The organism is Vibrio sp. Isolate22, from assembly GCF_022398115.1.
Lineage (GTDB): Bacteria > Pseudomonadota > Gammaproteobacteria > Enterobacterales > Vibrionaceae > Vibrio.
Map to the genome: position 1 here is coordinate 62,605 of NZ_JAKEUW010000026.1, position 10,885 is coordinate 73,489.

The 10,885-nt window shown below is 44.3% G+C and carries 8 protein-coding genes and 1 pseudogene; 3 read left to right on the forward strand and 6 right to left on the reverse strand.

All coding sequences use genetic code 11. The annotated features are described in order from the left end of the window. Positions 1 to 52 precede the first annotated feature (52 nt). Both pta and L1D55_RS15610 read left to right on the forward strand, forming a co-directional pair. Positions 53 to 2,218, forward strand: a complete 2,166-nt coding sequence (gene pta, locus L1D55_RS15605; protein WP_004737355.1) for a phosphate acetyltransferase — start codon at positions 53 to 55, stop codon at positions 2,216 to 2,218. A 122-nt stretch (positions 2,219 to 2,340) separates the two neighbouring features. Beyond that, positions 2,341 to 3,345 (forward strand): GGDEF domain-containing protein, encoded by a 1,005-nt coding sequence (locus tag L1D55_RS15610; protein WP_239918067.1) that lies wholly within the window; start codon positions 2,341 to 2,343, stop codon positions 3,343 to 3,345. Here L1D55_RS15610 and L1D55_RS15615 read toward each other — a convergent pair. From L1D55_RS15615 to L1D55_RS15640, 6 genes are all read right to left on the reverse strand, one after another. Next, positions 3,342 to 4,283 (reverse strand): glutathione S-transferase family protein, encoded by a 942-nt coding sequence (locus L1D55_RS15615; RefSeq protein WP_239918068.1) that lies wholly within the window; start codon positions 4,281 to 4,283, stop codon positions 3,342 to 3,344. The genes L1D55_RS15610 and L1D55_RS15615 overlap by 4 nt on opposite strands. Positions 4,284 to 4,488: 205 nt before the next feature. After that, positions 4,489 to 5,484: a murein tripeptide/oligopeptide ABC transporter ATP binding protein OppF gene (gene oppF / locus L1D55_RS15620; protein WP_061033797.1), complete on the reverse strand. Its 996-nt coding sequence runs from the start codon at positions 5,482 to 5,484 to the stop codon at positions 4,489 to 4,491. Next, positions 5,481 to 6,455 (reverse strand): ABC transporter ATP-binding protein, encoded by a 975-nt coding sequence (locus tag L1D55_RS15625; RefSeq protein WP_061033798.1) that lies wholly within the window; start codon positions 6,453 to 6,455, stop codon positions 5,481 to 5,483. The genes oppF and L1D55_RS15625 overlap by 4 nt, the downstream gene beginning before the upstream one ends. A gap of 52 nt (positions 6,456 to 6,507) precedes the next feature. Continuing rightward, the gene (oppC, locus tag L1D55_RS15630; protein WP_239918069.1) at positions 6,508 to 7,410 is read right to left on the reverse strand and encodes an oligopeptide ABC transporter permease OppC; all 903 of its coding nucleotides are present in this window, start codon (positions 7,408 to 7,410) and stop codon (positions 6,508 to 6,510) included. Between the two features lie 12 nt (positions 7,411 to 7,422). Beyond that, complete coding sequence (oppB, locus tag L1D55_RS15635) at positions 7,423 to 8,343, reverse strand: oligopeptide ABC transporter permease OppB (RefSeq protein WP_171366589.1); 921 nt, start codon at positions 8,341 to 8,343, stop codon at positions 7,423 to 7,425. A 113-nt stretch (positions 8,344 to 8,456) separates the two neighbouring features. Further along, the gene (locus L1D55_RS15640; protein ID WP_239918070.1) at positions 8,457 to 10,088 is read right to left on the reverse strand and encodes an ABC transporter substrate-binding protein; all 1,632 of its coding nucleotides are present in this window, start codon (positions 10,086 to 10,088) and stop codon (positions 8,457 to 8,459) included. 632 nt (positions 10,089 to 10,720) lie between these two features. On the opposite strand from L1D55_RS15640, the pseudogene L1D55_RS27695 reads away from it, so the two are divergent. Beyond that, positions 10,721 to 10,885: pseudogene (locus L1D55_RS27695) on the forward strand (helix-turn-helix domain-containing protein); the annotation flags it as partial.

The following is a 10,885-nucleotide window of genomic DNA, read 5'->3' on the forward strand; positions in this document are numbered from 1 at the left end:
AGGAATATGAAGTTGAGCTTTTTTAATCCAATAGCTAAAGGTACTCATACGAATGTCTCGTACTATTATGCTTATCCCTACTAGTGCTGGTGTTGGTCTAACTAGCGCAAGCATGGGTGTTCTTCGCGCAATGGAGCGCAAGGGCGTTAAGGTTTCTTTCTACAAACCAATCTCTCAACCACGTTCTGGTGGTGATCAACCTGATCTAACTTCAACTATCGTTGGCACAAACAGCGATGTTAAGATCGGTCAACCTCTAGCGATGTCTGTTGCTGAAAGCCTAATCGGTAACGACAACATGGACGAGCTACTAGAAACTGTTGTTGAGCGTTACAACCAGATCAACAAAGATGCTGACGTAACACTTATCGAAGGTCTAGTACCAACTCGTAAGCACCCATTCGCTAACCAAGTGAACGCAGAAATTGCTGCAACACTAGGTGCAGAGATTGTACTTGTTGCAACTCCGGGTACTGACAACCCAGCTCAACTTAAAGAGCGTATCGAAGTAGCATGTTCTAACTTCGGTGGCACTAAGAACAAAAACATCTCTGGCGTTATCATCAACAAGCTTAACGCTCCAGTAGATGAAGCGGGCCGTACTCGCCCTGACCTATCTGAAATCTTTGACGATGCAGACAGCGCTCAGCAAAGCGAACTAAAAGTAATGGAGATCTTCAACACTTCTCCAATCCGTGTTCTTGGTTGTGTGCCTTGGAGCATCGAGCTAATCGCTACTCGTGCTGCAGACATGGCTTCTCACCTAAACGCTGAGATCATCAACGAAGGTGAACTAAATACTCGTCGTATTAAGAGCATCACTTTCTGTGCGCGTTCTCTACCGCACATGATTGAACACTTCAAGCCAGGTTCACTACTTGTGACTTCGGCTGACCGTCCTGACGTAATCGTTGCAGCAGCACTTGCAGCAATGAACGGCGTTGAGATTGGTGCTGTTCTTCTAACTGGTGGTTACGATATCCCTGCGGAAATCCAAGACCTAATCAAGCCTGCTCTAGAGACTGGTCTTCCAATCTTTAAAGCACAAGGTAACACTTGGCAGACATCTCTGAACCTACAGAGCTTCAGCCTAGAAGTACCAGCAGACGATAAAGAGCGTATCGAGTTCATCAACGAACACGTTGCGGGTCACATCGATGGCAACTGGATCGAGTCAATGACGGAAGGTACTGAGAAGTCTCGTCGTCTAAGCCCACCAGCATTCCGTTACCAACTAACTGAGTTCGCTCGTAAAGCTGGCAAACGTATCGTTCTTCCTGAAGGTGATGAGCCACGTACAGTTAAAGCAGCGGCTATCTGTGCAGAGCGCGGCATTGCAGAATGTGTGCTTCTAGGTAACCCTGAAGAAATCCGCCGTGTTGCAGCACAACAAGGTGTTGAGCTAGGTGCTGGCGTAACGATCATCAACTCTGATGAAGTACGTGAAAACTACGTAGCTCGTCTAGTTGAGCTACGTGGCGCGAAAGGCATGACTGAAGTTGTTGCTCGTGAGAAGCTACAAGACTCAGTATTCCTAGGCACAATGATGCTTGAAAACGGTGAAGTAGACGGCCTAGTTTCTGGTGCTGTTCACACTACTGCGAACACTATCGTTCCTCCGTTCCAAATCATCAAGACTGCACCAGATGCGTCTATCGTATCTTCTGTATTCTTCATGCTACTGCCTGACCAAGTACTGGTTTACGGTGACTGTGCGATCAACCCAGATCCAACAGCTGAACAGCTTGCTGAAATCGCTATCCAATCTGCAGATTCTGCTGCGGCATTCGGTATCGACCCACGCGTTGCTATGATCTCTTACTCTACTGGTGAATCTGGTAAGGGTGCAGACGTAGATAAAGTACGTGAAGCAACTAAGATTGCTCAAGAGAAGCGTCCTGATCTAGTGATCGACGGTCCTCTACAGTACGATGCTGCTATCATGGAAAACGTTGCTGCTTCTAAAGCACCAAACTCTCCAGTAGCTGGTAAAGCGACTGTATTCGTATTCCCAGACCTAAACACTGGTAACACGACTTACAAAGCGGTACAACGTTCAGCAGATCTAGTATCTATCGGTCCAATGCTTCAAGGTATGCGCAAGCCAGTAAATGACTTGTCTCGTGGCGCTCTAGTAGACGATATCGTGTACACAGTAGCTCTAACGGCTATCCAAGCAGACCAAGCTGCACAAGCTGAAGAAAAAGTAGTTAACTAATTACCTTTTCATGTCCTAAAGGACTTCAAGAGTGTTAAAGCCCATGCAATTGCGTGGGCTTTTTTTATGTCTTATTATTGTATAGCATACCAAATAATAGGTTTATAAGGTGAAAGTGACACATGTCGATTGAATTTACCAAAGAGTCAGCAATACGTGATCACGTATTAAAAAGTGTGAGTATCGCCCTCGCACTTTTTGTGTTGGTCGTTGCTTCTTCAAATTTCTTTTTGAGTAAAGATTATGTTCTCGGCAGTCTGGAAGTGCTTATCTCACTAATCCTTTTCCACGTCTATTATGAGACTAAACGTGGCTTTTCACTTTCTTGGCAACCTCTCTTATTGGCAACTGTGATTACTGGAGGCCTGATCTATGGATTTGCGAACGCGAAACCACAAGCTGCTATCGTCATGTGGGTCTTTGTCCTTCCTCCACTTTACCAACTGCTGTTTAACCGATTCATTGGCTCGCTGTTCACTTTCGCGATGCTAGGGGCGACCGCGTTGCTTTACTTCCCTAACCTATTTAACGAAGACGTTTACCCTTTTGCATTCGTAAACTTCGTTATCCCATATTCGATGATTTGGCTCATCTCATTCAATCATGAGTCAGTGCGTATTGGTGTGAAAGAACGACTCGAACAACTGGCGCGAACTGATGCCCTAACCGGTGCGTTCAATCGACTGGCTCTACAACAAGATGCTTCGAACACATTACATCACAGCCCAGCTGACTACTTGCTGCATTTCGACTTAGATTGGTTTAAAGCGGTCAATGATACCTACGGACACAGTACTGGTGACCAGGTTCTAAAAGAAGTGGTGTCTAAAACACAACGAGTCTTACCAAGCGGTAAGGTTTATCGAATTGGCGGTGAGGAGTTTTGTGTCATCTTTGAAGCTGAGAACTTTGAGGATGCGACAAGGAAAGCTGATGGGCTAAAAGAGTCGATTGCTAAAATGGCTATATCTAAAGGTAGTCACCACATCAAGGTTACCATCAGCGGTGGATTGATTGAACTCTCATCCCTGGGAATGACTGAACAACTTGATGATGCTTTGCAGAGAACCGATAAAGCACTCTACAAAGCAAAACAGTCAGGAAGAAACTTAATCGTCGCGGCTTAGAGACCACGTCCGTGAGGCGAGTCTAAATCCAGATCCGGCCCTTTAGACACCACTTGAGTCGGGTTGATACCAGTGTGGCTGTAATAGTAGTGGCGCTTGATGTGGTAGAAGTCCGTGGTCTCTTTAATGCCCTCTATTTGATAGAGCTCTTTTAAATAACCTTGGATATGTTTGTAATCCGCAATTCGTTGCTTGTTACACTTGAAGTGACCAACATACACAGCATCGAATCGAACTAAGGTCGTGAACAACCGCCAATCCGCTTCAGTAATCTGCTCTCCCGCTAAATAACGGTTCTCGCTAAGGTGTGCATCTACTTTGTCTAATGCCTTGAATAGCGCGTCATACGCCTCTTCATAAGCTTCTTGTGTCGTTGCAAAGCCAGTACGATAAACGCCATTGTTGATGTTTGGGTAGATATAGTCGTTCCACTGATCAATTTTGCTCGCTAGTTCCCACGGGTAGTAATCATCAGTATTGCCCGTAATATGATTAAACTCTGAGTTAAACATGCGAATAATTTCAGAAGATTCGTTACTGACTATGGTGTTGGTTTTCTTATCCCACAGTACTGGCACTGTCACTCGACCTGAGTAATCCGGTTTAGCTTGAGTGTAGATTTGGTGCATACGGGTATGACCAAATAGTGGCTCAGGTAAGCCCATTTGCCACCCTTCACTCATCATGTCTGGGCATACAACGGTCACATCAATGTGCTCAGTTAGGTCTTTGAGTTCTCTGAAGATAAGTGTGCGGTGTGCCCAAGGGCAAGCTAACGATACATACAGATGATAACGACCACTTTCCGCTTCAAACTGCGCGCCTGCTTTATTCTCAACCCAATGGCGGAAACCGGCATCTTCTCGGATAAACTTACCACCGTTCTCTTTGGTGTCGTACCAGACATCTTGCCAAACACCTTCAACTAATTTGCCCATATCCAAACCTCTGTGATGCTAACTTTTCTCTAGTATAAAAAAAGCCAACTTTTTCAAAACTAGAAGAAGTTGGCTTAGTTGTTCGAATTATTTGATGAAGCTGTTGAGCAAAACATAGGAACTAGGCCTGCAGTACAAAAAAAGCGCGACTCTAAAAACTAGTCGCGCTTAAGCCTGTCACAGGCTGAACCGTTTTAAATTGGCTCTAGACTTGTACGTGCAAGCAAGATACTGCGTGAACGTCATCGCCTTGAATTGTAGGCTTAGTTTGCGCACACGCTTCTGTCGCTTGTGGGCAACGAGTACGGAAAACACAACCTGATGGTGGATTGATTGGCGATGGTAGATCGCCCTCCAGCATCTGGATTGTTTTACTACGCTCTAAGCGAGGATCTGGAATAGGAACCGCAGACATCAACGCCTTGGTGTACGGGTGTTTTGGATCAGAGAACAGTGCATCTGATTCACCCAGCTCAACCGCATTACCCAAGTACATTACCAATACACGATCGGAAATATGCTTCACAACTGACAAGTCGTGCGCGATGAATACCAACGAAAGACCTAGCTCTTTTTGTAGCTCTTTCAGCAGGTTAACAACTTGAGCTTGGATAGATACGTCAAGTGCCGAAACAGGTTCGTCACAGATGATCATCTTAGGCTTCAAGATAAGTGCACGTGCGATACCAATACGCTGACACTGACCACCGGAGAACTCGTGCGGGTAACGGTTGATTACGTTTGGCAGTAGACCTACCTTCGCCATCATCTCTTTAACGCGGTCCTTCACTTCCTGCTTAGAAAGTTCTGGGTAGAAAGTCTCTAGCGGCTCAGCAATGATGTCACCAACAGACATACGCGGGTTAAGCGATGCTAGTGGATCTTGGAAGATCATCTGAATCTCTTTACGAGTTTCACGACGTTGTACTTCTTGCATCTTAGTTAGGTCTTGACCCAACCACATTACTTCACCATCAGTTGCTTCAACCAAACCAATGATTGCACGAGCAAACGTCGATTTACCACAACCAGACTCACCTACTACACCCAGCGTTTCACCTTCGTAAAGGTGGATATCAACGCCATCAACTGCTTTTAGGTTTGAAGGTTTTGCCCAAGGCCACGCTGATTTAGCCGCAATGCTAAAGTGAACTTTCAGGTCTTTAATATCTAATAATAACTGCTTATCTACTACGCTCATTTTGTCCAAGCCTCCCAATCAGAAAAACAAGCACGCTGACGGTCGCCTTGACCAAATGGAGTCAGAATCGGTGCTTCTTGCTTACAACGGTCCATTACACGGTGACAACGGTCTTGGTAAGGACAGCCTGTTGGCAGGCGAAGTAAGTTTGGTGGGTTGCCTGGAATAGTCGGTAGGATCTCACCTTCTGTATCCAAACGAGGGATCGCTTTCAACAGACCTTCCGCATATGGGTGACTCGGCTCGTAGAAGATTTCGTCAACCGTGCCGTACTCCATGGTTCGACCTGCGTACATCACGAGTACTTTATCACAAGACCCCGCAACAACGCCCAAATCGTGGGTAATCATGATGATTGCCGTGTTGAACTCATCTTTCAGCTCGTTCAGCAGTTCCATGATTTGTGCTTGAATAGTTACATCCAGCGCGGTAGTTGGTTCATCTGCAATAAGCAGTTTTGGACGGCACAATAGCGCCATTGCAATCATCACACGCTGACGCATACCGCCAGAGAATTCGTGTGGGTACATGGTAATACGCTTACGTGCTTCAGGGATTTTAACCGCTTCAAGCATGCGTACTGATTCTTCGAATGCTTCCGCTTTACCCATGCCTTTGTGCAGCATAAGTACTTCCATCAGCTGATCACTTACTTTCATGTAAGGGTTCAGTGACGTCATCGGATCTTGGAAGATCATTGCGATCTGTTCAGCACGAACTTTGTTTAGTTCTTTTTCCGGAAGGTTAAGAATTTCTTTACCTTCGAATTTTGCACTACCAGAGATGATGCCGTTTTTCGCCAACAACCCCATGATAGAGAATACAGTCTGTGATTTACCTGAACCTGACTCACCAACAATACCTAGCGTTTCGCCTTGGTTAAGTGAGAAGTTCAAGTCGTTTACTGCGGTTACGATACCATCTTGCGTGGTAAATTCGACGCGCAGGTCTTTGACATCTAATAAGCTCATCATTGCTTCCTTAATCTTTTATAGCTTTTGTAGTTTTATTTGCTATTAATTTTTATCTGTCTTTTGGATCAAGCGCGTCGCGCAGACCATCGCCTACGTAGTTAAAGCAGAACAGCGTGACTACCATGAATGCCGCAGGGAATGCCAGTTGCCAAATTGCAACTTCCATCGTTTGCGAACCTTCTTGAAGCAGTGCGCCCCAGCTTGTCATAGGCTCTTGAACACCAAGACCAAGGAAAGATAAGAATGATTCAGTAAGGATCATGCTCGGAATAAGCAGCGTAGAGTAAACCGCTACGATACCTAGAACGTTTGGAACGATGTGACGTGTAATGATCTTCCATTTGCTCACACCACATACGTGTGCAGCTTCAATGAACTCTTTACTACGTAAACTCAGCGTTTGGCCACGTACAATACGCGCCATATCTAGCCAAGCAATCGCACCAATCGCAACGAAGATTAGAATAATGTTACGACCAAAGAATGTTACTAGAACGATTACTAAGAACATGAATGGTACTGCGTACAAGATTTCTAGGATACGCATCATCACTCGGTCAGTACGGCCACCGATGAAGCCTGAAGCTGCACCGTAAAGCGTACCAATCAATACTGCTACGAAGGCACCCATCACACCAACCATTAATGAGATGCGGCCACCGATTAGAGTACGTACATACAAATCACGACCTAAGCTATCGGTACCAAACCAGTGATCAGCATTAGGACCTACGTGCATTGCATACCAGTCGGTATCGTCGTAAGTGTACTGAGCCAGCATCGGTAAGAAGATAACCGCCAGTACCATTAACGTTAGAATGAACAGGCTGACCATCGCGGCTTTGTTTCGCATGAAACGAATACGAGCATCCTGCCATAAACTACGACCTTCAATCTCTAAACTCTCAGAGAACTTTTCGATCGCTTCTAAATTTTCTTTTTTCTTCAACATAACCAGTCCCTGTTAGTAGCGAATTTTCGGGTCAATCAGCGCTAGCAAAATATCAACAATTGCGTTGAACAAGATGAATAGGAAACCAATTAAGATGGTTACACCCATTACTAGCGAGTAGTCACGGTTAAACGCAGCGTTAACAAACAGCTTACCGATACCTGGTAGGCCGAAGATGGTTTCAACAACAACTGAACCTGTGATGATACCTACGAATGCAGGTCCCATGTATGAAACAACAGGCAGCATTGCTGGCTTAAGAGCATGCTTAAGAATGATGTAACGGTAACTTAGACCTTTTGCACGAGCAGTTCGGATAAAGTTACTGTTAAGAGTTTCGATCATGCTACCACGAGTAATACGAGCGAAAGTTGCTACATATAGAAGAGACATCGCGATAACAGGTAGCACGATGTACATAAATGTACCGCCATGCCAGCCACCAGCAGGGAATATATTCCAGTGCAGTGAGAATAGGTAAATCAGTGCGGGTGCCAATACAAACGATGGCATTACAACCCCGAGCATCGCTGTCGACATGATGGTGTAGTCGATCCAGGTATTATGCTTCAAGGCAGCAATGGTCCCGACGGTGACCCCCATGAGTAACGTGAAGATAAAGGCAACGAAACCTACCTTCGCAGATACTGGAAGCGCTACCGCGATCAGCTCATTTACTGTGTAATCTTGGTATTTAAAAGATGGGCCGAAGTCACCTTGTAAGATATTTGTCAAATACGTTGTGTATTGTTCAAATACTGGTTTATCTAAGCCGTACTTAGCTTCGATGTTAGCCATAACTTCTGGCGGTAATGGACGCTCGCTTGAAAACGGGTTACCCGGTGCGAAACGCATAAGAAAGAAAGATATAGTGATCAAAACCAGCATGGTTGGGATCGCTTCAAATATCCGTTTCATAATGAATTTAAGCATAAACTCACTCTTTCAGTCTGTGACAATTAAAATTAGAAAGACGCTACATGCGCGCCCTGCGCATGTAGTGTCTGTATCGTTATATTTATATTAACTTTTTGAATCGAAGCTGATTATTGAGCTTTGATGTATAGGTCTTTCGAGAAGATCTTGTCTTCCGCGTTGTTGATTGGGAAACCACCAACATGCGGGTTAAGTAGACGAGATTTCACGTACTGGTAGATAGGAGCGATTGGCATATCGTTAGCCATCAACTTCTCAGCTTCTAGGTAAAGAGCTTCACGCTCTTCTTCTGAAGTAGAATTAAGTGCTTTGTCGATGATTTGGTCGTAAGCCGCGCTATCGTAGTGAACACCACCGGTAGTGTTGTTACTCTTCATTAGCGTTAGGAAAGAAGACGCTTCGTTGTAGTCACCACACCAACTGGCACGTGCCACTTCGAAGTCACCAGAATCTTTCGAAGATAGGTATGTTTTCCACTCTTGGTTTTCAAGTGTTACTGAAAGACCTAGTGTTTTCTTCCACATTGAACCTAGTGCTACAGCAATCTTCTTGTGGTTCTCTGAAGTGTTGTAAAGTAGGTTAAATTTAAGTGGGTTATCTTTACCGTAACCCGCTTCTGCAAGAAGACGTTCTGCTTCTGCGTTACGCTCTTTTTGAGACATCTTGCCGTAAGCAGGTAGCTCAGGGTTGAAGCCAGCAGTGATTTCAGGTGTTAGGAAGTACGCAGGTTTTTGACCTTGCGCTAGGATCGCACCAGTTACGATATCACGGTCGATTGCGTAAGAGATTGCTTGACGAACACGAACATCATCAAACGGTGCTTTCTTCGTGTTGAAGATGTAGTAGTAAGTACATAGGTTACCCGCTACAAATACATCTTCAGCGTGCTCTTTTTGAAGGCGCTTGAAGTGCTCAGTTGGAAGTTCGTTTGTGAAGTCGATTTCACCAGATAGGAAGCGGTTCATTTCCGCTACTTGGTTTTCGATTGGTAGGAACGTTACTTTATTAAGAACTGTTTTATCGTTGTCCCAGTACTGCTCATTACGCTTAAGTACTAGACGCTCGTTAACAACCCATTTATCAACAGAGAATGCGCCGTTGCCAACAAAGTGCTCTGGCTTAGTCCACTGGTCACCGTATTTTTCAACAGTTGCCTGGTGTACTGGCTTCATTGTTGTGTGGCCCATCATCATTACGAAGTATGGTACCGCTGTTTCTAATTCAACAACTAGAGTGTTCGCATCCACTGCTTTAACGCCTAGTTCACTTTTATCTTTCTTACCCGCTACGATGTCCTTCGCATTTGCCATCTTGGTGTATTCCATGTACCAAGCGTATGGAGAAGCCGTTGCAGGATCTACTGCACGTTGCCAGCTGTATACGAAATCTTGAGCTGTTACAGGATCGCCGTTAGACCATTTTGCGTCTTTGCGTAGGTGGAAAGTGAATGTTTTGTTGTCTGTCGTTTCCCAGCTTTCCGCAACACCAGGGATAGTATTGCCGTCGCCGTCTTGGTTCACTAGACCTTCTAGAAGATCACGAATTACGTGAGATTCTGGTACACCTTGAGATTTGTGTGGGTCGATAGTTGCAACTTCAGTACCGTTACCGCGAACAAGTTCCTGAACTTTTGCCAGTTCTGTGCCTGCTGGAACTTCAGCAGCGATAGAAAGAGTAGAAGAGGCAGCCACTGCCAAACCAGCACCTAGAAGAAGGGCCTGAGTGATTTTATTCTTGTACATTAAATAAACTCCAAGTTTTATGTATTGCATCCATGACTTCTTTGCTTGGTTCACTGAACGGCAGTGATTTAGATTTATTTAGTTCAAAACTTAAGCATAAAAACCTAAAACCTTACAAAGATTGAGGCACACACTATCAACCATTGAAGTAATTTGCCACAAACAAGTCGCAAAAAGTCGGATAATTCTCCGATATACTCAAGGAATCAGTGTAAATATCTAATAAATCCCCAATCGATAGTGAGTTACATAGAGGGATTAATTAAAAAACAGCCTTTAGTGTTGATGTATCTGTGTTGATACTTTTTTTTAGCATCTTATGCTAGAACACTGAGCGCAAATTAACATTAATGCCACATGAAATCTAATTGCACATCACATATCACCTGAACAGACTACACTATTTGTGAGGATTATCACTTTATACAAAACAGCATAATGCGCTGCACCGAAACGGAAAATTCGATGCACTAATTCTGACAAAATTAAGGGTTGAATTTATATGCAACAGCAGCGATTAAAGATTTATTAAAACAGTGCTTGTTTATAAATCAATTTCTAACGGGTACAAAAAAGCCGACCTAAATGAACTGACCCCCAATAGTTGGACACCAATTATTGGGGGTCTTTTTATGTCCAAATATAGCCGAGAGCTAAAATGTATCATTGCTAAGCAATACTTAGATGGCACGTCATCTCTCTACTTAGCAAAACAATATTCAATTTCTTCAAGACAGATACGGTATTGGGCTCAAGTCTTTGCCATTCATGGTACTGATTCATTTTTGCCAACTAAC